This window comes from Oligella urethralis DSM 7531 (assembly GCF_000372065.1).
GTDB classification, from domain to species: Bacteria; Pseudomonadota; Gammaproteobacteria; order Burkholderiales; family Burkholderiaceae_B; genus Oligella; species Oligella urethralis.
The window spans coordinates 61,399-84,296 of record NZ_AQVB01000004.1; the positions used below are offsets into that span (position 1 = coordinate 61,399).

The window sequence follows — 22,898 nt, forward strand, 5'->3', positions numbered from 1 at the left end:
AATATGCAATTTTTGCGATAGACTAGCATAGTTGCGGTTTTTTTTTTATCTAAAATATGAGCAAGAACGTTGTAGTGATAGGTACCCAATGGGGTGACGAAGGCAAGGGTAAGATTGTTGACTGGTTAGCAGAATCGGTGCATGGTGTGGTGCGCTTCCAAGGGGGTCATAATGCCGGTCATACCTTATGGATTAACGGCGTTAAGACGGTATTACGTTTGATTCCATCAGGTATTATGCATCCGCATACGGTCTGTTATATCGGTAATGGCGTGGTTTTATCTCCCGAGGCATTATTTTCGGAGATTAAGGAGCTTGAGAGTGCCGGTATTGATGTGCGCTCTCGCTTAAAGATTTCTGAAGCTTGCCCCTTGATCTTGCCTTATCATGTTGCCGTGGATAAGGCGCGTGAGGCTCAAAGCGGTGCCGATAAAATTGGCACCACGGGTCGCGGTATTGGTCCGGCCTATGAGGATAAAGTTGCGCGTCGTGCTTTGCGTGTGCAAGACTTGTTTATGCCAGAGGTATTCGAGAAGAAATTACGGGCGGCGGTGGATTATCATAATTCCATTTTAGAGCATCAATTACAGGTTGAGCCTATCTCATTTGCCGAGGTTAAGGCACTCTGTGAGGAGCTGGCTGAGGTGCTTGAGCCAATGGTGGCAGACGTATCGTATCTACTTTATGAGGCCAAAAAGGCGGGTAAGCGCCTATTATTTGAGGGTGCTCAGGGTGCTTTACTAGATATTGATCATGGTACTTATCCTTTTGTAACCAGTAGTAATTGCATTGCTGGTCAAGCCTCGGCAGGGGCTGGTGTGGGTCCGCAAGAGTTGCACTACGTGTTAGGTATTACGAAAGCGTATTGTACTCGCGTGGGTTCGGGGCCTTTCCCTTCGGAGTTGTTTTGTGATATCGGTAGGCATTTAGCCAAACAGGGTAATGAGTTTGGTGCGGTGACTGGCCGACCTCGTCGCTGTGGTTGGTTTGATGCCGCCGCGCTTAAGCGTTCAGTGATTATTAATGGCATTAATGGTCTCTGTGTTACCAAGCTTGATGTGCTGGATGGCTTAGAGGAAGTCGGTCTTTGCGTTGGTTATGAAATCGACGGCAAGCGTTTAGATGTGTTGCCTTATGGTGCTCACAAGGTAGCCGAGGCACAGCCCATTATCGAAATGATGCCAGGCTGGTCTGAAAGTACTGCGGGTATTAAGCGCTATGAAGATTTGCCTGAAAATGCACGTAAACTGGTAGCACGCATTGGTGAGTTATGTGATGTACCGGTAGCGATGATCTCTACTGGTCCTGAACGTTCAGAAACGATTATGTTAGATAATCCTTTCGGTTTATAATTAGCGTTTTTTACGGATATTCTTAAGAGACAAGAGGGGTCACGTATGGGCATGCCACCAAGCACGGATAGAGACCTTTGGGTTAGTTGGAGTGATTATCACCGATTAATTGAACAACTAGCGCTGAAGGTGTATGAGTCAAAGTATCGCTTCGATGCCATTATTTGTTTAGCTCGCGGCGGTGTTAGGGTAGGTGATGTGTTATCCCGTATTTTTGATGTGCCCCTGGGTATTCTGGCGACAAGTAGTTATCGTGAGGCCGCGGGCACAGTGCAAGGTCATTTAGATATTGCTCAGTTTATTACTATCACACGTGGTAGTTTAGAGGGGCGTATTCTCTTGGTCGATGATATGGTGGATACGGGCTTTACTTTTCAAAAGGTCTATGAGCATTTGCTAAAGGAATTTCCGAGTATTGAGGAGATGCGTTCAGCCGTCCTATGGCTCAAGGGTCACGCTACTGTACAGCCAGATTATTACTGTGAGTATTTACCTACCAACCCTTGGATACACCAGCCGTTTGAGGATTATGATAGTTTACGCCCACATCAGTTAGAATCTTGGATCCGCAAGGGTACAAGTTCCGCAGATAGCTAGTTCTGTCGCTTAATCGCTCAAAACCCCTTTATTTTCTGCTTTTTAGGCGGATAAGTACTAGATTTACTTGCTTTTTCTATGGTTTTAAGCTATAGTAGAGGGCTATTATTTTAGTTTCATTTATTAAACCTTTTTAGTTGATTGTCTATGCCACAAGTACGTATTAAAGATAATGAGCCGTTTGAAGTTGCTTTACGCCGCTTTAAGCGCACAATTGAGAAAACTGGTCTTTTAACTGAGTTGCGCGCTCGCGAATTCTACGAAAAGCCTACCGCTGAGCGTAAGCGTAAAAAAGCAGCTGCCGTTAAGCGCCACTACAAGCGCATCCGCAGCCAGCAATTGCCTCCACGTATGTACTAATTGATGTACTAAACGAGTAATTATCGTTATATTATTCTGAGTTGATTCCTGAAGACTTTATACAGGAGCTACTTGCACGAGTTGATATTGTTGATGTTGTCGGCAAGTATGTTCAACTAAAAAAAGGCGGCCAAAATCTCCAGGGACTTTGCCCCTTTCATCAAGAAAAAACACCTTCATTTACCGTGAGCCCTACGAAGCAGTTTTATCACTGCTTTGGTTGTGGTGCTCACGGTACTGCTATTCGTTTTGTCATGGATCATGTGGGCCTGAGTTTCCCCGATGCCGTACGGCATTTGGCGGACTCGGTCGGTATGGTGGTGCCTCAACCGAATTATAGCCCTGAGGCGCGAGCTCGTTTTAAAGCACGTAAAACACGCTATGACCTATTGCATGAGGCCTTAGATAAGGCACAAAACTTTTATCATCATCAATTAAGTCAATATCGTCCTGCGCAGGATTATCTGATGCAGCGCGGCTTAACGCCTGAAGTTGCTCAGCGCTTTGGATTAGGTTGGAGCGGCAGCGAGCGTCAGAATCTGCGACATGTTTTTGAAGACTATGCTGATGAGCTCTTAATTGACGCAGGTATTGTTATTCAAAACGAGCAAGGCTTGCGTTATGATCGCTTTCGTGAGCGCATTACCTTTCCAATCTACAATCAACGGGGTCGTATCATCGGTTTCGGAGGTCGTGTCATTGGCAAAGGGCAACCTAAATACCTTAACTCGCCTGAGACTGAGCTATTCCATAAGGGTAGCGAGCTCTACGGTTTATGGGAAAACCGACAAGGTATTCGTAAAGCTGCCACCGTGCTAGTGGTGGAGGGCTATATGGATGTGGTGTCCTTGGCTCGCTATGGTATTGACTATGCGGTGGCCACGCTTGGCACCGCAACCACGGCCGATCATATTAATAAATTAGTCAAAGCAACGAATCGCATTGTTTTTTGCTTTGACGGCGATGCTGCCGGGCAACGAGCGGCATGGCGTGCCTTAACGACTTCTTTGCCTTTATTGCGCGATGATATTGCTTTACGTTTTTTGTTTTTACCGAAAGAGCATGATCCCGACTCCTTTGTGCAAGCCTATGGCTTAAAGAAGTTTGAAGAAAAGGTGAGTGAGGCTCAGCCTTTGTCAGCCTTTCTTTTAGAGACACTGGCAGCGGATTACAATCTAAATGAGGCAGAGGGCAGGGCGGCTTGTCTTAATGCAGCGATTAGTTTAGTGGATCAAATACCGACTTCCACGATTCGCACCCAAATTGAAAATGAATTGGCACGCTTAGTGCGTTTTACTGCCGATGAGTTTAGCGTGGTCTTACAGCGTTATCAAGCGGGTAAAAATAGTACAACTAGTGCGCACTCAATGGCATCATCTAGCGCTAGTGAGCCGCTGCCCGAGCGTGTTGCGCCGACTGCGCCGTTGTCGGAGCATGCTACTCAAACAAGGAAGACTAGCAGCTATCGTGCCACCCCCACTTACCAACGTGCTCGACCCAAAGCTGATGCTATCCGTCAGCCGATGCCTTTAGCGCGCCAGCTATTGAGCCTATTAGCGAATCATCCGAGCCTTTTGGATAAGATCGGGGAGCGACAGCTTGAAATTTTGCGTCAACATCCCCATATGGAAGTTGTCGTTGAGTTTATCAGCTTTGCTTTTCGTAGTGGGGCACGTCATATTGGTTCTCTGATACAGCAAGCAGAACATGGAAGCCCGCTTCATCAGCTCTTACTCTCATTAGGCAAAGATAGCTCAAGCATTGAGGCACTCCCAAATCCTGAGGCGGAGTGGAACGATGCACTTAAAAAGCTTGAACTGGATATTTTACAAGCTGAGATAAATACATTAATAAGCTCAGGGATGGAAACAGAAAGTGAACGGCGGCGTTATATGGCGGTGCTAGCGCGTTTTAATTTTCTAAAGTCTTAAGCAGTTCATGCTACAATATTTAGTTATTTTACCGCCGAAACTTATGTTGACAGGGTACTTATTAAATGGTTAATAAAACTAGCACTACAAAAAAAGTGGCTGCCAAAAAAGCAGCATCAAAAGCATCCGAGTCTATTGATGAGACTATCAAAACTACGACAGCGTCAACTGAGGATGTAAGCGGCGCCGTTGCAAAAAAAGCGGCAAAAAAAACTACCGCTAAAAAAGCAGCAGCTAAAAAAGCAACGGCCAAAAAAGCCACTGCAAAGAAAGCGGCAGCAAAAAAGGTTGCCGCCAAAAAAGCGGTTGCTAAGAAAGCACTAGCAAATAAAGCGGCTGCTAAAACCGTCCCTGAAATTAAAGCGGCTCCAGCTACCAGTGATGATTTCGATGATGATTTCGATGGTGAATTATCGGATGATTTCGATGCCGATGGTGATTACGATGAGTATGATGATGCCGATGAAATCGTTGACGTAGATGAGGACTTAGACGAGGTTGCGGCGACATCTACTAAGAGCCGTGCTGCCAAGGCAGGACGTAAGAGTCGTTCCGGCCGTGGCGCTGGCGGCAGTTCACGTAATGCCTCTCCTGAAATGTTGGAGGAGCGTCGTAGCCGCCTTAGACAGTTGATTAAGCTTGGTAAGGATCGGGGTTACCTGACCTTTAGTGATATTAATGACACCATGTCAGACGATCTGGTAGATACCGATGCGATGGATAGCATTATCGGCACCTTCGACGAGATGGGGATTAAGGTCTACGACCAAGCGCCTAGTGCTGAGGATTTATTACTGAGCGATGCCAATCCTATCAGCGATGATGACGATGTTGAGGATGAGGCTGAGGTTGCATTAACTACGGTAGATTCAGATTTCGGTCGTACTACGGATCCGGTGCGCATGTACATGCGTGAAATGGGTCAAATTAATCTCTTAGATCGTGAGGGCGAGATTGAAATCGCTAAGCGTATCGAAGATGGTTTAAAACACATGGTGATGGCCATTGCAACCTTCCCTGCAACCATTGAAGAAATTCTCAATAGCATCACCAAGGTACGTGAGGGTGAAGCTGCCATTGATGACTTTGTTGATGGCTTAATTAATGAAGAGGGTGAGGATTACGCAGGTTCTGGTGTCACCGCCGAGGGTGAAGAGGCGCAAACCGGTGCGATGAGCTCTAAGCAAATCGAAAATCTTGAGCTTCAAACCTTAGAAAAGTTCGATATTATTGAGCAATGCTATAAAAAAATGCAGGCCGAGGTTGATGCCGGCAATATTCGCTCCAAAGTATATTTGGAGGAGCAGGCTAAAATGCTTGATGAGTTGGTCGGTATACGCTTTACCGCAAAAATGACGGAGTCCTTATGTGACTTGCTACGTCATAAAATGGAGAGTGTGCGGGCCTTAGAGCGTTCGATTTTAGCTACGGTAGTGGACCGTGTGAAGATGCCACGTTCTGATTTTATCTCTACTTTCCATGGTAATGAGACGAATCTTGATTGGGTCCATCAGGTACTTGCTAAAAAGCCACCCTACGCAGAGGTTTTAGAACGTGCCATTCCTGATATTCAAGATGATCAGAAAAAGATTCTCGAGATCGAAGACGAGATGATGATGTCAGTGCAAGAGCTAAAAGAGATCAATCGTCGTATGGTTAATGGTGAGAATAAAGCCAAAAAGGCCAAGAGCGAGATGATTCAGGCAAACTTGCGTCTGGTGATTTCGATTGCTAAAAAGTACACGAACCGTGGCTTGCAATTCCTGGATCTGATCCAAGAGGGTAATATCGGTTTGATGAAAGCGGTTGATAAGTTTGAGTATCGTCGCGGTTATAAGTTCTCAACCTATGCTACTTGGTGGATTCGTCAAGCGATCACTCGTTCCATTGCGGATCAGGCGCGGACAATTCGGATTCCGGTGCATATGATTGAGACAATCAATAAGATGAACCGTATTACACGTCAAATTCTCCAAGAAACTGGTGCGGAACCTGATCCAGCAACAATTGCCCAGAAAATGGATATTACCGAGGATAGAGTTCGCAAGATTCTTAAAATTGCCAAAGAACCTATTTCTATGGAAACACCAATAGGTGATGACGATGATTCACATTTAGGTGATTTTATTGAAGACACAACCACCATGTCGCCGGAGGAGGCCTCTACTTATAAATCCATGCAGGAGGTATTTGATGAGGTTCTGAACTCCTTAACTGAACGCGAGGGTAAGGTACTCCGTATGCGCTTTGGTATTGGTCTAAGCTCTGATCAAACACTAGAAGAGGTGGGTAAGCAGTTTGATGTAACACGTGAACGTATTCGTCAGATTGAGGCAAAGGCCTTGCGTAAATTGCGCCATCCAAGTCGTGCAGATAAGTTAAAAAGCTTCCTAGATAGCGACAACTCTAACTAGTGATTTTTTGTTATTCATCTGATCTTAAAGCCGAGAGTGAGCCCCCTCATGACTCGGCTTTTTTACTGTATCTATGTATTACCGAGCACAACATGCAAAATGAAAATGAGATTGTGATGTCAATCAAGGGCATCAGTAAATCCTACGATAATGGCTTTACCGCATTAAAAGAAGTGAATTTAGATATCCATCGGGGCGAAATTCTAGCCCTTTTAGGTCCGAACGGTGCAGGTAAAACCACGCTTATCGGTATTATCACTGGCTTGGTCAAGGCGAGTTCGGGTGCGGTGGTAATGAATGGATTAAATACCATGCAACATCAGCGCCAATTACGTCAAAAAATTGGATTAGTGCCCCAGGAACTGCTGACAGAGTCTTTTGAAACCGTGTTAAACACGGTGCGTTTTAGTCGAGGTTTATTTGGCTTAGCGCCTAATCCCGCATTTGAGGAACAGTTGCTGAAGGATTTATCGTTGTGGGACAAGCGTCACAATAAAATTCTCAGCCTCTCGGGTGGTATGAAGCGTCGCGTGTTAATTGCTAAGGCTTTAATTCATGAGCCGGAGGTTTTATTTTTGGATGAACCAACGGCTGGCGTCGATGTGGAGTTACGCCATGATTTATGGCGTATGATACGTCGTCTTTCCCAAGACGAGGCATTAACTGTGATTTTGACCACGCATTATATTGAAGAGGCCGAAGATATGGCGGACCGAATTGCGGTGATTAATGCGGGTGAAATTATGCTGGTCGAAGAAAAGGAGAGGCTGATGCAACAGTTTGGGAAAAAAACACTGCGCATCAAGCTAAAAGAGCCACTTACCGAGTTGCCCAAAGCGTTGCAGGAGGCTGCCTTGGAATTGGTGGATAATGGACAAAGCCTGCTGTATACCTATCATCAAGATGGTGACGTGGCTAATCAAGACGGTGCTAGTTTATCAGAGCTACTCAGCTTATTATCGGCCAATGATATAGAAATTCTGGATTTGATCTCGCAGAAAAGCAGTTTAGAAGAGATTTTTGTTTCTTTGCTGGAGAATCAAGAGGGCGCAGCGAAAGCGCTTAAGGAGTAGGGATGAATTTTTTTGCAATTAAAGCGATTTATCGTTTTGAAATGGCGCGTGCTTTACGTACTTTTTGGCAAAGTATTTTTTCACCGGTGATAACGACTTCATTATACTTTATCGTTTTTGGTGCAGCGATGGGCTCTAGAATCGGTGATATCTCAGATGTCAGCTATGGCGCTTTTATTGTACCGGGCTTATTAATGATGTCTTTGCTAGGCCAAAGTGTCAGCAATGCCTCTTTTGGGATTTATATGCCGCGTTGGAATGGGGCGATTTATGAGGTATTATCAGCACCGATTAATGCAATGGAAATTATGCTCGGCTATGTCGGCGCTGCAGCCACAAAAAGTATTATTTTGGCTATTTTGATTTTAGTCACTGCTCGTCTTTTTGTGGATTATAGTATTCAGCACCCAGTCTGGATGGTGATCTTTTTACTACTGACAGTGATTAGCTTTAGTATGTTCGGATTTATCATCGGTCTCTGGGCGGATAGTTTTGAGAAGCTCCAAGTCATTCCTTTAATGGTATTGACACCCTTAACTTTCTTAGGCGGCGCCTTTTATTCAATTGACATGCTCCCTGGTAATTGGAAAACGATTGCCTTATTCAATCCGGTGGTTTATTTAATTAGTGGTTTCCGTTGGAGCTTCTATGGGGTATCTGATGTTAATCATATCTTGAGTTTTGGGATTATTCTCGCTGTATTATGTGCGTGTAGCGTATTAATCGCTATTATTTTCAAAACCGGGTATAGACTAAGACCGTAGTCATGGTAGGCGGTGGTCAATGAGTTTATCATCAGTCACCGTAAAACCACCCACTTCAAGGGGTGGATATAAGGCGACAAAGTTGCTACAATCAATCAGCTATTAAATCAAACCATCTACAAAAAACAGCTAAGACAAGTATAAATTGCGAGTACGCAGTGTTTTGGCTGGTAGATGGTATTCCACACACACTCTCAAACTAGCTCGTGTCAACAGACAATCTTAACGGTAGGGTTAGTTTGAAATAAGAATCTTAGATGCAAGGTGTGAATTGCAAGGCGGTAGCCACCTCTAAGATTTGCGGTCGGGCTTGACCGTCTAGTTGTAGGAATCCCCTCACTTTAGGGAGGGGAGGAAGTCAAAGTAATGAGCGATATTGGATTTTTCTGATATCGCTTTTTTGTTAAAAATACGTTTTCTTGTGCTTGTCTCATGAAAAAAATCGGGGTGATTTTTTTACAATTGATCGTTTTTTTCTTGGCTGTGCTGATACATATGTTTTTTTGGCTTAGGTATGAAGCATACTTTCCCGTTTATCCGGAGTGGTTTATTCATTTGTTGCTCAGAATTTGCCAAATAACTCAAAAATATTGCGGTCAAGAGACGCTTTACGACTTGTATTTCTTGAGCGGTTCCATTATTAATGTCAGCGTACTTGCGCTAAGTATCTATTTGATTTATCGTTTTTTAAAATCAAAAAAAAAGCCGATAGCAGTACTTAGTCTGTCTATCGGCTTTGCGTTTTAGTCAAAATGACAAGCTACTTATTATCTTCCACTTTACGTAGATGTGGGAAGAAGAGTACATCACGGATGCTGGCGCTATCGCTTAAAAGCATAATTAAGCGGTCAATCCCGATACCACAACCACCGGTGGGTGCCATACCATATTCTAAGGCACGAATATAATCAGCATCGTAGAACATGGCTTCTTCATCACCCGCATCTTTTGCTTCAACCTGTGCTAGGAAGCGTTGTGCTTGATCTTCAGGGTCGTTTAACTCCGAGAAACCATTGGCGATTTCACGACCTGTAATAAAGAGCTCAAAACGCTCAGTAATGTCAGGATTATCATCCGAAGCACGTGATAGTGGGGATACCTCAGCCGGGTAGTCAATGATAAAGGTAGGGTGCCATAGTTTACTCTCTGCCGTTTCTTCAAAAAGCGCCAACTGTAAAGCACCTAAGCCAGCACGACTTAATACCGGGCCATCCACTTCTGAGCCTAAGAACTTTCTTAATTCATTGCGTACAAAGTCGACGTCTTGTAATTGGGTTTCAGTGTATTCTGGCGCATGCTTTAAAATGGCTTGGATAATAGTTAGCCGCTCAAATGGCTTGGATAAATCCAGTGCTTGACCTTGATAGCTTAGTTCTTGCGTGCCTAGGGTGCGTTGCGCGACCTCGCGAATCACAAATTCGGTAAAATCCATCACCCAGCGATAATCACGGTAAGCAGCATAGAACTCCATCATGGTAAATTCCGGATTATGGCGCGGGCTGACCCCCTCATTACGGAAGTTACGATTAAGTTCAAACACACGTTCAAAGCCACCCACGATCAGACGCTTTAAATAAAGCTCTGGTGCAATGCGTAAGTACATATCCATGTCTAAGGCATTGTGGTGGGTAATAAAGGGTTTGGCCGCAGCGCCCCCAGGAATCGGGTGTAGCATTGGCGTTTCCACTTCCATAAAGTGATGCTCCGCCATGATCTGACGTAGGTTATTGAGCGCTTTACTGCGGGTGCGGAAAGTCTGACGTGTTTGCTCGTTCATAATCAGATCGACATAGCGCTGACGATAACGAATTTCTTGATCGGACAAACCGTGGAATTTATCTGGTAGTGGGCGCAAGGACTTTGAAATCAGACGCAAGCGATTAGCATGAATGGATAATTCACCGCGATTAGTTTTAAACACACGTCCTTCAACCGCTAAAATATCACCAATATCCATGTGCTTAAAGGCCTCGTAGGCCTCCTCGCCAATGGCTTTTTTATCTAAGTAAATCTGGATGCGACCGCTACTATCTTGGAGGGTTGCAAAGCTCGCTTTACCCATAACGCGCTTTAGCATCATACGGCCGGCAACCTTAGCTGGATTAGCTTGGGGGTCAAGCACTTCTTTTTCTAAATCATCATATTTAGCGTGTAAATTAGCAGCATGGTCTGCGGGTACGAAATCATTAGGGTAGGCTTGTCCCTGCTGACGTAACTCGGCTAACTTTTGACGACGTTCGGCAATTAAACGGTTCTCATCAAGTTGGCCTTCAGCAGTGGCTGTGCTATTTTCTTGTTCTGACATATTTAAATTCCTTGTTTTAAGCTGGCCTCAATAAAGGGGTCTAAATCCCCATCCAGCACCTTTTGTGTATTTGAAACTTCAACTCCAGTGCGCAAGTCCTTGATGCGACTTTGATCCAGTACGTAAGAACGAATCTGATTACCCCAACCCACATCACTTTTAGCATCTTCGACAGCTTGTAGTTCACTTTGACGCTTACGCATTTCATACTCATAAAGCTTAGAGCGCAACATGGACATGGCTTCGGCTTTATTACGATGTTGAGAACGGTCGTTTTGGCACTGCACCACAATACCTGTAGGGTTGTGCGTAATACGCACAGCTGAGTCGGTACGGTTCACGTGCTGGCCACCAGCCCCGCTGGCACGAAAGGTGTCGATACGTAAGTCGGCAGGGTTAATTTCAACTTCAATTGAGTCGTCAATTTCCGGATAAACATAAATGCTGGCAAAAGATGTATGTCTGCCCTGAGCCGAATCAAAAGGGCTTTTACGTACCAAACGATGAACCCCGGTTTCAGTTCTTAAAAAACCGTAAGCATAGTCACCCTCAATTTTGAGTGTGGCGGATTTAATACCGGCCACGTCACCATCGGACTCTTCGAGTACCTCGGCTTTAAAATCCTTATGCTCACAATAGCGCAAATACTGTCTTAATAGCATCGATGCCCAATCCTGGGCTTCGGTACCGCCGGCACCGGCCTGAATGTCTAAAAAACAGTTTAAGGGATCAGCGGGATTAGAGAACATCCTTCTGAACTCAAAATCTTCAATGATTTTGGCGTAGCCAGCCACGCTTTTTTCAAGGGCAGCAAAGGCTTCCTCATCATTTTCATCAATAATCAAATCAAGTAACTCTTGGCTATCCTGCAAATTGACTTTAAGCTTGTCTAGTACTAACACAACATCATCTAGGCTCTTTTTCTCCTTGCTGATAGCTTGAGCTTTTTCTGGCTCATTCCAAAGTTCGGGATTTTCAAGCTCTAAATTAACCACTTGTAAGCGTTGCCACTTACCCTCGTAGTCAAAGATACCCCCGTAAACCGGCTTCTCGTTCGATTAAATCATCAATTTCAGCAGCCAAACTATTTTGCTTTTCGGCTTCCATGGATTATTCCTTTAAGTGTAAAATATATTATCTCTTCTAAACCCTATATTTTACAGGGTTTAGCAGCTTTTTGGGCAAAGTAGAAACGTTTAAATGCTAAGGACTTGGTGGGTTAGAGATGTTTCTATAAGCGCCACCTACTGTACCTACCATCTCATCAATTGCGCCGCGAGGATTTGGGTGAGCGCAAGCAAGGAGCGTACTTAGCAGTCCTAGCAGTAATGCTTTAGTCAAGGTATTCATATCCATTTGAATCAAGATCGATAGGCACAAAAACTAATCACTGAACCGCTGTGTAAGCTTCTGCATGTTGTATCAGCAATTGTACATTGACTTGCCCATTCCATTCATTTGCTTTCAGCTCATAAACCACACGTGCCATCTCTGGTAGTAGTTCTGTATGATTAAACCAAATGGCGTCATATAGCACCTGATCTTTTTCCAGTCGTAGCTTTAAATGCTTATCTTTGAGGATGCGTTGGGAACGCACGATAAATACATCATTAAAGCAGGGCGGCGGAAAACCGGCACCCCATACTTGTTGATCTAGTAAAGTGGCCACTCGGCTGCTCGCATGTTCAGTAGCAAGCGGACCATCGGTTTCAATCACAGAGGCAAAGCTGCTTTTACCGCTCATCGTGATAATGGCTTCGTGTAAGGCGAGCTTAAAAGCCTCAAAGTCTTCTTGGCGAATACTTAAACCGGCTGCCATGGCATGACCACCAAATTTTAAAATCATCTCAGGATGACGTTTAGAAACCAAATCTAATACATCTCTTAGGTGTATCTCTGGAATAGAGCGTCCAGAGCCACGCAGCTCACCATTATCGGCTGGTGCAAAGGCGATTACCGGGCGCCAAAACTTTTCTTTAAGGCGTGAGGCAACGATGCCAACCACACCCTGATGCCAATCCTCCTTATAAACAGCAATGGAGGCTAAGGGGGTAGCATTTTGCTCCTCTTCTTGGGCTAATGATTCCAAGGCCTGCTCATTCATTTCCTGTTCGATATGGCGACGCTCTTGGTTGATTTTATCGAGTGCCTGAGCTAGTTGCATCGCTTCTGCTTCATCTTCGGTGATTAAGCAACGAATACCAATGCTCATATCGGCTAGACGTCCAGCGGCATTAATTCGAGGACCGATTCTAAAGCCTAAATCACTGGCACTGGCTTGATGATAACTGGTACCAGATACCTCAAACAGGGCTCGTATGCCGGGGCGCATCAGTCCTCTGCGCATGCGTTCAAGACCTTGGCTTACTAGAATACGATTATTTGCATCTAGCTTGACCACGTCAGCCACTGTACCGAGTGCCACTAAATCCGCTAAGCTGTCTAAACGGGGCTGATTAGTTGCATCAAAATGACCACGCTGCTTTAATTCGGCCCGCAACGCCATGAGTAAGTAGTACATCACCCCCACGCCGGCCAGGTTTTTTGATGGAAAATGGCAATCCGCTTGGTTAGGATTAACAATGGCTAAGGCAGCGGGCAATTCATCCCCGGGTAGGTGGTGATCCGTCACAATCACATCAATGCCTTGTGCTTGGGCATAATTCACTCCATCGACACTGGCAATGCCATTGTCCACGGTAATAATCATGTCAGGTAGCTCATCGTAACGTGCCAAAATCAGATCAATGACTTCACGTGATAGACCATAACCCGTCTCAAAGCGATTGGGTACCATGAAGTCGACAGTAGCGCCCATAGCTTTAAGCCCACAGATTGCTACTGCGCAGGCAGTGGCACCGTCACAATCGTAATCAGCGACAATCAAGAGGCGCTTATTTTGTTCAATGGCATCAGCAATCAACTGTGCCGCTTTTTGGTTTTGGCTCAGTTGCTGGGGATGGATTAATTGATTCCAACGGTAGTCGGTTTGGCTTGCGGATTGTACACCGCGCGCTGCATATAAACGGGCGAGTAGGGGGTGTAGGCCGCTCGCCTCAAGTGCTTGACTATGTGCTGTTGAGCTTTGACGCTCTTTAATTATGACTGATGCCACCATGATTTCCAATGATTTGATTGTTTAAAGGTATTGACTGTGCGTTGCCAGAGGCTCAATGGTTGAAGCTTGATTAACTGATCGTAGCCGGCCAATAAAAACCGGCTGCTTTTGGGAACCGCAGTAACGGGTCCTCGATAAATAATTGCCGCGTGGCTATCCGCTTCATCCTGCCCTGGTTTTAAACTATTAAATGGGTTATCAGCCTTGGCCTTGGCTGCGGCACGGGCGTGATGGTATTGGGCACTTTGGACCGTGTTAATATCCGCTTCAAGTTGCGGCAACAGATCAAGCCATTGGCCCCAATTCTCATTGCGATAGGCTTGCTCTAAGGTAGTAATCACGGCATAGGGAGATAAGGGAGTCGCCTGAATTTGCTTAGGATGTACACCGCCGTATAGCCACGGGCTGTTAATTTCTTTCAGTCCTTGAGCCTTGCGCTGCTGATTGACCTCATGCTCATGCCAAAGCATTTGCACTTCGTTTAGCAATTGGCGTAAGGACTGATTTTTGTCGTCTTTAGGCCAATAATCGTGTAATTCTTTATACGATAATAGATTTGGTGTGGCAATACTGCCGGCAAAGGATTGGGGCAGGGAAATGACCCAATGATCGGCATGAATTGCAATTAATTTAATTTTTTTCTCAGCAAATAGATATTTGACCGCTTCAAATAATGCTAAGCTTTGCTCTTTAGTTATCTGTAGCTCATGACTTGGGAACAAGCGTGTACTTTGGAAGTCTATGTGTATATTACAGAGGGCTAGCGTGTAAATGCCGTGATAGTCATCAATGCGTTGCGTCTGATAATCCAAACTTGGCAACGCATCCGCATAGCGTTGACCGGCAATGGGGTTAAAATCCTGCTGTTGCACCTGATAGTATTCCGCTGGGGTGCAGCCAATCAGATCACTATCAAGTTGATAGCGAGTCGGCTGATGCTGCTGTAAGCGCTTAATAAAGGCCGAGTCTTGAGGGATTTCTTTGATAAGCGCAGTTGCGATGCGCTTTGGTGGTAGTGCACCGGTAATAATAATTTCCATCATATAATTGTAATAGTTAACGCAGTAGAAAGGTTTAAAGTGTTCAAAACACCATATGAATTATGGATCGGTAGTCGTTATGCCGGTTTAACTCGTTCGCGCGGGCGCGGTAAGCGTCGTGACGGCTTTGTGTCATTTGTGGCCGGTAGTTCCATGGCCGGTATTGCTTTGGGTGTGGCCGCGCTCATCGTCGTGATGTCGGTGATGAATGGCTTCCAAGTGCAAGTCCGAGATCGTATGTTATCAGTTATTCCCCATATACAGGTCTTTCAAGCAGATGTGGATGCGGTGACAGGCTTAGAAAAATGGCAAGAAATTGCTGCTATTGCACAGCAAAACCCCCATGTTATCGGTGCCTCGGCCTTTGTTTCGTCGAGCGGTATGCTGAGCCGAGGCGATACCTTACGTGGGGTAGAAATCCGCGGTATTGATCCGCTCAATGAGCATCAGGTCTCTGATTTGCCTAAGCAAATGATTGCCGGTGAGTTGTCAAGCTTAGAAAAAGGCTCTTTTAATATTGTGCTCGGTCGTTATTTGGCTAATATGTTGGGTGCTTATGTGGGGGACACGGTGCTGTTAATGTCGCCTCAAGGCTCAATTAACCCATCGGGTTTTGCCCCTAGAATGCGCCAATTTACCGTATCCGGCATTTTCTCATCGGATCATTATGAGTACGACTCCTCCATGGCCTTTATCAGCGTGGATGATGCAGCGATTTTATTTAGGGACAAGGGCTTAGCCGGCGCCCGTTTGCGCATTAAGGATATGCTCCAGGCACAAACGGTGGCCGATGAGCTGTTAGTTTCTATGCCGGCTGGTTTGGTCGTCAGAGATTGGACGCAGGATAATCGCACTTGGTTTGCAGCGGTTAAAACTGAGAAGCGTATGATGTTTTTGATTTTAACCTTAATTGTGGCGGTGGCTGCCTTTAATTTACTGTCATCTTTAGTGATGGCGGTTAAAGATAAGCAGTCGGATATTGCGATTTTACGTACTTTGGGTGTGAGTCCTTTTTCTATCGCAAAAATCTTTTTGGTGCAGGGGTCTTTAATCGGTATTATCGGCACCTTCTTAGGTGTCGTGTTGGGTTGCTTGATTGCCTATCATATTGATGTGATTATTCCGGCGATTGAAGGGCTGTTCGGTGTGCAATTTTTGGATCCGAGCATTTACTTTATTACCCAATTACCGTCTGAGCCGGTGCCTCATGATATTTTAGTGGTGGCTGTGGTGTCTTTGGTACTGTCGTTATTGGCTACACTGTACCCAAGTATTCGAGCTTCACGTTTACAACCAGCGGAGGTGCTACGTCATGATTAATTCCGCAGCTAATCAAGCCGTGATTATCGCCAAGGATGTGACCAAGGTCTACCATGATGGTAGGGAAGAGTTGCAAATACTTAGTGGTGTTAATATCTCAGTGGCTTTGGGCGAGATGCTAGCCATTGTTGGCGCATCTGGTTCAGGTAAAAGTACCTTATTGCATATTCTTGGCTTATTGGATAAACCAAGCTCTGGTGAGGTATTGATTGACGGCCAAAGTAGTCATAATTTATCGGAGCATGAGCGTAGTCTTATCCGCAATCGTAAATTAGGCTTTGTCTATCAGTTCCATCATTTATTGCCCGAGTTCTCAGCCTTGGATAATGTCGCCATGCCCTTAATCGTACGCCGGATGCAGCGCTCAGAAGCACGCGAGCAGGCGGCTGTGGTGCTTGAAAAGGTGGGCCTAGCAGAGCGTATATTGCATAACCCAGGTCAATTATCTGGTGGTGAAAGGCAGCGTGTTGCCCTAGCACGTGCTTTAGTGACGCAGCCTTTATGTTTATTGGCAGATGAACCCACTGGCAATCTTGACAGTCGCACAGCGGCCAATATGTTTGATTTGTTGGTGCAGATTCGCCAAGATTTTAATACTGCTTTTATTATTGTGACCCACGATCAAAAATTAGCTGATTTAGCCGACCGTCAACTCCTGATGGAGCGTGGGGTGCTATCAGCCGCTAGATAAGAGTTATATTAAATTCTGATGCCTATGTTGATCGATAGCCACTGCCATTTAGATGATGCTTTGTTTGACTCTGACCGTGAGGATGTGATTCAAGCTGCACAGTCTGCTGGTGTCAAAGCTATTATTATCCCAGCAGTGATGCGGGCAAATTTTGCTGTGGTACGACAAGTGGCGCAGCAATTCGAGGGTGGTTTTTATACCTTGGGTATTCACCCGATGTGTGTGCAGCAAAGTGATGAGGAGGATTTAGACTTTTTGGCAGATGCGGTAAAGGAATCCATGTCAGATCCACGTTTTGTTGGTATCGGTGAGATAGGACTGGATTTTTTTATCAAGGACATTGCTGAGGGTGAGCCGCGTCAAAAGCAAGAATATTTTTATAATGAACAATTAAAGTTAGCTCGACGTTATGATTTGCCCGTGATACTGCATGTGCGCCGTTCACAGGATATCATTTTGAAGTATTTGCGTCGTTATGATGATTTACGAGGCATTGCGCATGCCTTTAACGGGAGTGAGCAGCAAGCTAATCAGCTGATTGAATTAGGTTATTTACTTGGCATTGGTGGCGCCATGACTTTTGAACGTGCCAAACAAATACGCGCTCACGCCACACGTTATGATTTGAGTCATTATGCCCTGGAGACCGATTCTCCGGATATTGCGCCTGCGTGGTTGGGGTCGCACACAGCCCGTAATACACCTGCTCAGGTCAAGGGGATTGCCGAAGCCTTTGCTGTGCTTAGAGGGCAGAGTTTAGCAGAGATACATCAACAAACAGGGGAAAATGTCTTAAACACTTTCCCCAAAATCAAAGCGCTATTGATTTAACACAAGTGCTGGATTAGTACATGTGTAAACCGCCGTTGATAGCGATATTGGCACCGGTCATAAAGCCTGCACTTTCAGAGCAGATATAGGCGACTAATTCACCGATCTCCTCAGGCTTACCTAAACGACGCATCGGGATTTGTGGGATGATTTGCTCATTCACAATCTCTTGAGGCATTTGAGCGACCATCTCAGTCATGATATAACCTGGTGATACCGTGTTAACGGTAATGCCTTTAGCCGCAAACTCTAAGGCTAAGGTTTTGCTAAAGCCATACATACCGGATTTAGCAGAAGAGTAGTTAGCTTGACCAAACTGACCCTTGCTACCATTGACCGAAGAAATGGTCACAATACGACCCCACTTGGATTCAAGCATATCATCAATGACTTGCTTAGTAACGTTAAATACTGAGTCTAAGTTAGTACGTAATACGGCTTCCCAGTCTTCATAAGACATTTTGCGGAATGAACGATCCTTGGTGATACCGGCGTTATTAACCAAGATATCAATTTTGAAACCATCCGCATGAATTTTTTCAACCATTTGCTGACAAGATTCAAAATCGGCAACGTCAACAGCATAGGCTTTAAAATCATAGCCGTCTTCTTTTTGCTTGGCGAGCCACTCAGTGGGATTGTCGGATACATAGTAAGCAACTAGTACTTGATGACCGCGATCGGCAAGTGAACGAGCAATAGCAGTACCTAAACCGCCAATACCACCGGTAACCAAAGCTGTTCTTTTTGTTTCACTAGTCAAAACACTTCTCCTAAAAAGGTTAATAAATAACGTGTTAATACTTATCTAAATAATAACAAGTTATTATGAAAATAATGTTGCAACGCAACAAAAGAGTTCGAAATTTATGCTTCGTCAAAGGATAAACAGGGGAGAAATTCGCCGCTTTTTGGGTTTCTATAGTACAACATACCGGAGGCGATACCAAAGTAGGCCCCGTGTAGAAATAAATCACCGCTTTCTACACGCTCCTTAACCGTTGGGAAGGTCATTAGATTATTAAGACTATGCTCAACCACACCTAATTCAATTTGACGAATCCAAGAAGCCTCATCTTCTTCAGCTTCGGGACGTGGGCCAATTTTATCCACCACACCTTTGATTTGCGACATCCATTTACCGATAAAATCACTTTTTGAAAGCGGGGCGATTTTATTCGCATAGGCGCGCACACCGCCACAGTTAGCGTGACCTAAAACCACAATATGACGTACACGCAGTGCATTAGTTGCGTATTCGACTGCCGCGGAGGTGCCATGTTGGGTGTCGGCATTAGAGTGACCGCTCTCGACTGAGGGCACTAAATTAGCAATATTACGAATGACAAAGAGTTCACCCGGTCCAGCGCCGAAAATAATCTCCGGTGCTACGCGTGAGTCACCACAGCTGATGACCATAATTTCAGGGACCTGTCCCTGTTCACCAAGTTGCTTATAGAGATGGCGCTCCTTTTCCATGCGCCCGTTAAGGAAGTCGTTATAACCGTTAATTAATCGTTGGGGAAACATAGTTAAAAAGATTAAGTTAATACCCTTATATTTTACACTGCAGCACACATTTCTCTTTAAAAAAGCCGCTTTGAATGGACAAATTTAGCCGCTGGTGAACTATGTAATTGCTGTTGCAGTAGCCTAAGCTTATGGATGACAGGGTTTGGAAAGATGGTAATTTGGTTTTTAATGATCTTGTCGGCGCTCAGTGGTTTTGTGGTAGTGCAGCAATTACCAAGTTTGGTGGCACTTACTAACTTATTGTGGGCCTTTGGCCTTTGTTTAGTGAGTGGCTTGTATATTACTTTTTTTAGTACTTGGCGTGCTGAATTACGGCAGCCCTTAGTGTTGCTTATGAGCTGTTTGTTGCTGTTTTTAATGAGTTTTACTTATGCCACGTGGCGTGCAGAAACTAGACTAGCTGATGCACTGGCGCCCCAGCATGATAATCAAGTATCTAAATTGGTAGTAGAAGTCAGTGATCTAGTGAACTACGGTGATAGCTATTTACAGTTTGCGGCGCGCGTTCTGAGCTCTAGGCCAGCAAGCGGGATTCCTAAGCAGGTGTATTTGCGTTGGTCCTTTGGCGCTTTTAGTGGACCTTATCAGCAAAGACCACCACTGCAAGAGCCCATGCCTGAAATTAAACCGGGTGAGATCTGGGAATTTGCGGTGTTATTAAGAAAACCTTATGCGGCCTTTAATCCAGGGCAAGGGGATATGCTGAGTTATCGCTTTGCGAATAATCAGCGTGCGATTGGTACGATTAAGGGGCAAGGCAAACGTCTGGCTGAGCAAGGGGATTGGCGTTGGTCTATAGAAGTAGCGCGCTGGCGTCATGAGTTACGTAAGACAATGAATCGTTACTTAGCTGATAAGCGCTATGGCGCCGTTATGATCGCTTTGGTGATGGGTGATCAAGCAGCGATTTCGCAAGAGGATTGGCGCCTATTTAATCGGGCTGGATTAACCCATTTGGTTTCAATCAGCGGCACCCATATTACGATGCTTAGTTCCTTAGCCGCTTTGCTCAGCCTAATGTTGTTACGCCGTTGCTCCTTGGCTACAAAACTGTTGGCTGAGCGTGTGGCAGCACAGCGTTTAGCGGCTATCGTTGCTCTCTTTGTTGCTTTTTTATACTGTCAAGTAGCGGGCTGGGGTGTGCCAGCACAGCGTAGCTTTTTTATGCTGTTGATTTTTTTTGTAAATTGGCTATTTGCTTTGCAATGGTCTATTCAAATGGTGCTTAGCCTAGCGGCCTTATTCATATTAGTACTTGATCCGTGGGCATTGATGAGTGTTGGCTTTTGGCTTTCCTTTGCGGCTATGTTGCTGCTAGTTACTCTTCTCAAAGAAGTGGCTAAAGGGCAGAATCTCAAGCAACGATTACAGTTCGCTATACGCTCATGGCTGCGGGCGCAGCTTGCGGTGTTTGTCGGCTTAACTCCCTTATTAGCTTTGCTGTTTAATCAAATTTCATTGATTTCACCGATAGCCAATGCCTACGCCATTTTTATCATTGGTACTGTAATCACGCCCGCAAGTTTACTGCTAGCCTTTACCTCACAATTTGATGCCTTAGCCTTTATTAACCAAGCGCTTGCTGATGCCGTGCATTTTTTATTGTACTTAACGCTGACACTCAGTGCCAAACTGGCGGCCTGGCCTTATGCCTTATTGGATGTGTCAATGCTTTCAAAAGCAGCTGTGGTGTTTGCCTCGATGGCGTTCTTGCTGTTACTTAAGGTAGGTTTATCTAAATGGACTGTGCTTGCGATGTTGTCCTTTGTGCCGATTGTTAGTGGCAGCGGTAGTACTAAGGAGCTTTTAAAGGCAGGTGAATGGCAAGCCCATGTGTTGGATATCGGTCAGGGTAGTGCAGTTTTAATCAGTACCGAAAATAAGCATTGGTTATTTGATTTAGGACCTCGTACCTCCTATGAGCATGAGGCTTCTAATCGCATTACGATACCGGTCTTAAGAGCTTTGGGTATTAAACATCTGGATTATGTTGTGGTCTCGCATAGTGACCTGGATCATGTGGGTGGTTTTTCTGAATTGATTAGTCAAGTGTCAGTCGGGCATGTGTTTGCCTCTTTTCGAGTGGATCAGTGGCTTAATCAGGAGGAACAGGTATTTGCTAAGGACTATAGTCCATTAAATTCCGCACTTAGGGCAGAGGCTTGTTATGCTGGGCAGCAGTTCGAGCACGATGGGGTGCGTTTTAGCTTTATTTGGCCAGAGCCCCTGGATATCTTACCGCTTAGCGCAAAAAGTGCCAATGCAGAGAGCTGTGTGTTATTAGTTGAGGGGCGCTACCATAAGTTGTTGCTTACTGGTGATATTGATAGCAGCGTGGAAAATAAACTGCTGGTGGCACAGCGTTTGCCACCGGTGGATGTGATGGTGGTTGCTCATCATGGTTCAAAAACCTCTTCCTCTAAGGCTTTTGTAGAGCATAGCCAAGCGACGATAGCGATTGCTCAAGCGGGGCATTATAACCGCTATCATCACCCTGATCCGCAAGTGGTCCGTCAATGGCAGCAAGCAGGGAGTCTTTTTTACAGCACCATTGATAGCGGCGCCATCCGGGTGCAGTCACGTGCCTTGGGTCTATTGCATCAAGCAGAAAAAGAGCAACGAAAGCGTTATTGGCATTAAAGGACTATAATAGAACAAGCTTAAGTTGTTAGATCAACGCTAAAATTTATAGGATAGCTCATTGAACAATAATCATTTTATGCCAGTGGATTTGCATTGCCACTCTACCATTTCAGATGGTGTTTTAGCACCTGCCGCAGTAGCTGAGCGTGCCTACCATAATGGTGTACGTTTGTGGAGTCTCACTGATCATGATGAAGTAGCAGGTCAAGCAGAAGCACAACAAGCGGCCCAGGCCTTAGGCATGGATTATGTCACGGGGATCGAGATTTCAGTGACGTGGCAGGATCGTACCTTACATATGGTGGGCTTAGCCTTTGATCCTGAAAATCAGACCCTAAATGAGGGTTTAGCGGCGATTCGTGAGGATCGTAATAGTCGCTCATTTAAAATTGCTGAAAAATTCGATGCCTTAGGTATTCCAAACACCTACCAAGGTGCTTTAGCCTTGGCTGACAACCCAGACTTAATCAGCCGTTCTCATTTTGCCCGTTATTTAGTACAGGCAGGGCATTGTAAAAGCATGCAGGAGGTGTTTGATCGTTATCTGAGTGATGATGGGCCAGCCAATGTACGAACAGCCTGGGCCTCATTACCCGAAGCCGTGTCTTGGGTGAAGGCGGCTGGTGGGGTTGCGGTGATTGCGCACCCGGGACGTTATAAGTATAGTCGCAGTCAGTTTGTAGAGTTATGGCGTACTTTTAAGGCCTTAGGCGGAGAGGGTGTTGAGGTTGTTACCGGCTCACACACACCAGATCAGTATTATCAATATGCTGATGTTTGCAGACAATACGGCTTTTTTGCTTCTGCCGGATCGGATTTCCATGGGCCTAAGGAGGGGCGTTTAGATTTAGGTCATTTACCGCCCTTACCAAGTGGCTTAACACCCATTTGGCATCATCTGGGGTACCGCCAGTATTAATTTGGAT

Annotated in this window: 18 protein-coding genes; 12 read left to right on the plus strand and 6 right to left on the minus strand. The window is 45.2% G+C overall.

The genetic code is table 11. The features are described from left to right. Positions 1–56 precede the first annotated feature (56 nt). From A3GA_RS0103615 to A3GA_RS0103645, 7 genes are all read left to right on the plus strand, one after another. Entirely contained in the window at positions 57–1,352 is a 1,296-nt protein-coding gene (locus A3GA_RS0103615; protein ID WP_018026027.1) for an adenylosuccinate synthase, read from the plus strand. A 45-nt stretch (positions 1,353–1,397) separates the two neighbouring features. After that, a complete protein-coding gene (locus tag A3GA_RS0103620; RefSeq protein ID WP_018026028.1) occupies positions 1,398–1,949 on the plus strand; it encodes a phosphoribosyltransferase in 552 nt (183 codons plus the stop codon). Between the two features lie 147 nt (positions 1,950–2,096). Continuing rightward, complete coding sequence (gene rpsU / locus A3GA_RS0103625) at positions 2,097–2,309, plus strand: 30S ribosomal protein S21 (RefSeq protein WP_018026029.1); 213 nt, start codon at positions 2,097–2,099, stop codon at positions 2,307–2,309. Between the two features lie 41 nt (positions 2,310–2,350). Further along, positions 2,351–4,240, plus strand: a complete 1,890-nt coding sequence (gene dnaG, locus A3GA_RS0103630) for a DNA primase (protein ID WP_018026030.1) — start codon at positions 2,351–2,353, stop codon at positions 4,238–4,240. 65 nt (positions 4,241–4,305) lie between these two features. Then, positions 4,306–6,654 carry an RNA polymerase sigma factor RpoD gene (gene rpoD / locus A3GA_RS0103635; protein WP_018026031.1) on the plus strand — a complete coding sequence of 783 codons (2,349 nt, stop codon included), beginning with the start codon at positions 4,306–4,308 and terminating at the stop codon, positions 6,652–6,654. 92 nt (positions 6,655–6,746) lie between these two features. After that, positions 6,747–7,727: an ABC transporter ATP-binding protein gene (locus A3GA_RS0103640; protein WP_040614045.1), complete on the plus strand. Its 981-nt coding sequence runs from the start codon at positions 6,747–6,749 to the stop codon at positions 7,725–7,727. A gap of 2 nt (positions 7,728–7,729) precedes the next feature. After that, complete coding sequence (locus A3GA_RS0103645) at positions 7,730–8,491, plus strand: ABC transporter permease (RefSeq protein WP_018026033.1); 762 nt, start codon at positions 7,730–7,732, stop codon at positions 8,489–8,491. A 760-nt stretch (positions 8,492–9,251) separates the two neighbouring features. Here A3GA_RS0103645 and lysS read toward each other — a convergent pair. The 4 genes from lysS to A3GA_RS0103675 all read right to left on the minus strand — a co-directional run bounded on the left by lysS (position 9,252) and on the right by A3GA_RS0103675 (position 14,957). Beyond that, entirely contained in the window at positions 9,252–10,796 is a 1,545-nt protein-coding gene (lysS, locus tag A3GA_RS0103655) for a lysine--tRNA ligase (RefSeq protein WP_018026035.1), read from the minus strand. A 2-nt stretch (positions 10,797–10,798) separates the two neighbouring features. After that, positions 10,799–11,903, minus strand: a protein-coding gene (gene prfB, locus A3GA_RS11265; RefSeq protein ID WP_102705923.1) for a peptide chain release factor 2 whose coding sequence is annotated in 2 segments (ribosomal slippage) — positions 10,799–11,821 and positions 11,823–11,903 — 1,104 coding nt in all. Because the reading frame shifts where the segments join, the coding sequence is not laid out codon by codon here. Between the two features lie 280 nt (positions 11,904–12,183). Beyond that, entirely contained in the window at positions 12,184–13,914 is a 1,731-nt protein-coding gene (gene recJ, locus A3GA_RS0103670; protein ID WP_018026037.1) for a single-stranded-DNA-specific exonuclease RecJ, read from the minus strand. After that, the gene (locus A3GA_RS0103675) at positions 13,896–14,957 is read right to left on the minus strand and encodes a hypothetical protein (protein WP_244264041.1); all 1,062 of its coding nucleotides are present in this window, start codon (positions 14,955–14,957) and stop codon (positions 13,896–13,898) included. Before A3GA_RS0103675 ends, recJ begins: the two co-directional genes overlap by 19 nt. Before the next feature lie 36 nt (positions 14,958–14,993). Between A3GA_RS0103675 and A3GA_RS0103680 the strand changes: the two genes are divergently transcribed. The 3 genes from A3GA_RS0103680 to A3GA_RS0103690 are packed head-to-tail and all read left to right on the plus strand — an operon-like array spanning position 14,994 to position 17,796. Next, positions 14,994–16,274, plus strand: coding sequence for a lipoprotein-releasing ABC transporter permease subunit (locus A3GA_RS0103680; protein ID WP_018026039.1), 1,281 nt, complete (start codon positions 14,994–14,996; stop codon positions 16,272–16,274). Further along, positions 16,267–16,965, plus strand: a complete 699-nt coding sequence (locus A3GA_RS0103685) for an ABC transporter ATP-binding protein (RefSeq protein ID WP_018026040.1) — start codon at positions 16,267–16,269, stop codon at positions 16,963–16,965. Before A3GA_RS0103680 ends, A3GA_RS0103685 begins: the two co-directional genes overlap by 8 nt. Positions 16,966–16,989: 24 nt before the next feature. Next, on the plus strand, positions 16,990–17,796 hold the full coding sequence (locus A3GA_RS0103690) for a TatD family hydrolase (RefSeq protein WP_018026041.1): 807 nt from the start codon (positions 16,990–16,992) through the stop codon (positions 17,794–17,796). A gap of 13 nt (positions 17,797–17,809) precedes the next feature. Here A3GA_RS0103690 and phbB read toward each other — a convergent pair whose 3' ends face one another. Together phbB and A3GA_RS0103700 are read right to left on the minus strand one after the other, a co-directional pair. Continuing rightward, a complete protein-coding gene (gene phbB / locus A3GA_RS0103695; protein WP_018026042.1) occupies positions 17,810–18,559 on the minus strand; it encodes an acetoacetyl-CoA reductase in 750 nt (249 codons plus the stop codon). A gap of 104 nt (positions 18,560–18,663) precedes the next feature. After that, positions 18,664–19,326, minus strand: coding sequence for a carbonic anhydrase (locus A3GA_RS0103700; protein WP_040614047.1), 663 nt, complete (start codon positions 19,324–19,326; stop codon positions 18,664–18,666). Positions 19,327–19,479: 153 nt separating this feature from the next. Here A3GA_RS0103700 and A3GA_RS0103705 point away from each other — a divergent pair, with 153 nt between their 5' ends. Together A3GA_RS0103705 and A3GA_RS0103710 are read left to right on the plus strand one after the other, a co-directional pair. After that, positions 19,480–21,969, plus strand: a complete 2,490-nt coding sequence (locus A3GA_RS0103705; RefSeq protein ID WP_018026044.1) for a DNA internalization-related competence protein ComEC/Rec2 — start codon at positions 19,480–19,482, stop codon at positions 21,967–21,969. Positions 21,970–22,048: 79 nt separating this feature from the next. Next, a complete protein-coding gene (locus tag A3GA_RS0103710) occupies positions 22,049–22,891 on the plus strand; it encodes a PHP domain-containing protein (RefSeq protein ID WP_018026045.1) in 843 nt (280 codons plus the stop codon). Positions 22,892–22,898 lie beyond the last annotated feature (7 nt).

What these genes read in the sequence shown, in the direction of transcription:
- A3GA_RS0103615 (WP_018026027.1), top strand. Translation starts at nt 57, where the DNA reads ATGAGCAAGAACGTTGTAGTGATAGGTACCCAATGGGGTGACGAAGGC.
- A3GA_RS0103620 (WP_018026028.1), top strand. Translation starts at nt 1,398, where the DNA reads ATGGGCATGCCACCAAGCACGGATAGAGACCTTTGGGTTAGTTGGAGT.
- rpsU (WP_018026029.1), top strand. Translation starts at nt 2,097, where the DNA reads ATGCCACAAGTACGTATTAAAGATAATGAGCCGTTTGAAGTTGCTTTA.
- rpoD (WP_018026031.1), top strand. Translation starts at nt 4,306, where the DNA reads ATGGTTAATAAAACTAGCACTACAAAAAAAGTGGCTGCCAAAAAAGCA.
- A3GA_RS0103640 (WP_040614045.1), top strand. Translation starts at nt 6,747, where the DNA reads ATGCAAAATGAAAATGAGATTGTGATGTCAATCAAGGGCATCAGTAAA.
- A3GA_RS0103645 (WP_018026033.1), top strand. Translation starts at nt 7,730, where the DNA reads ATGAATTTTTTTGCAATTAAAGCGATTTATCGTTTTGAAATGGCGCGT.
- lysS (WP_018026035.1), bottom strand. Translation starts at nt 10,796, where the DNA reads ATGTCAGAACAAGAAAATAGCACAGCCACTGCTGAAGGCCAACTTGAT.
- recJ (WP_018026037.1), bottom strand. Translation starts at nt 13,914, where the DNA reads ATGGTGGCATCAGTCATAATTAAAGAGCGTCAAAGCTCAACAGCACAT.
- A3GA_RS0103675 (WP_244264041.1), bottom strand. Translation starts at nt 14,957, where the DNA reads ATGATGGAAATTATTATTACCGGTGCACTACCACCAAAGCGCATCGCA.
- A3GA_RS0103685 (WP_018026040.1), top strand. Translation starts at nt 16,267, where the DNA reads ATGATTAATTCCGCAGCTAATCAAGCCGTGATTATCGCCAAGGATGTG.
- A3GA_RS0103690 (WP_018026041.1), top strand. Translation starts at nt 16,990, where the DNA reads ATGTTGATCGATAGCCACTGCCATTTAGATGATGCTTTGTTTGACTCT.
- A3GA_RS0103700 (WP_040614047.1), bottom strand. Translation starts at nt 19,326, where the DNA reads ATGTTTCCCCAACGATTAATTAACGGTTATAACGACTTCCTTAACGGG.
- A3GA_RS0103705 (WP_018026044.1), top strand. Translation starts at nt 19,480, where the DNA reads ATGGTAATTTGGTTTTTAATGATCTTGTCGGCGCTCAGTGGTTTTGTG.
- A3GA_RS0103710 (WP_018026045.1), top strand. Translation starts at nt 22,049, where the DNA reads ATGCCAGTGGATTTGCATTGCCACTCTACCATTTCAGATGGTGTTTTA.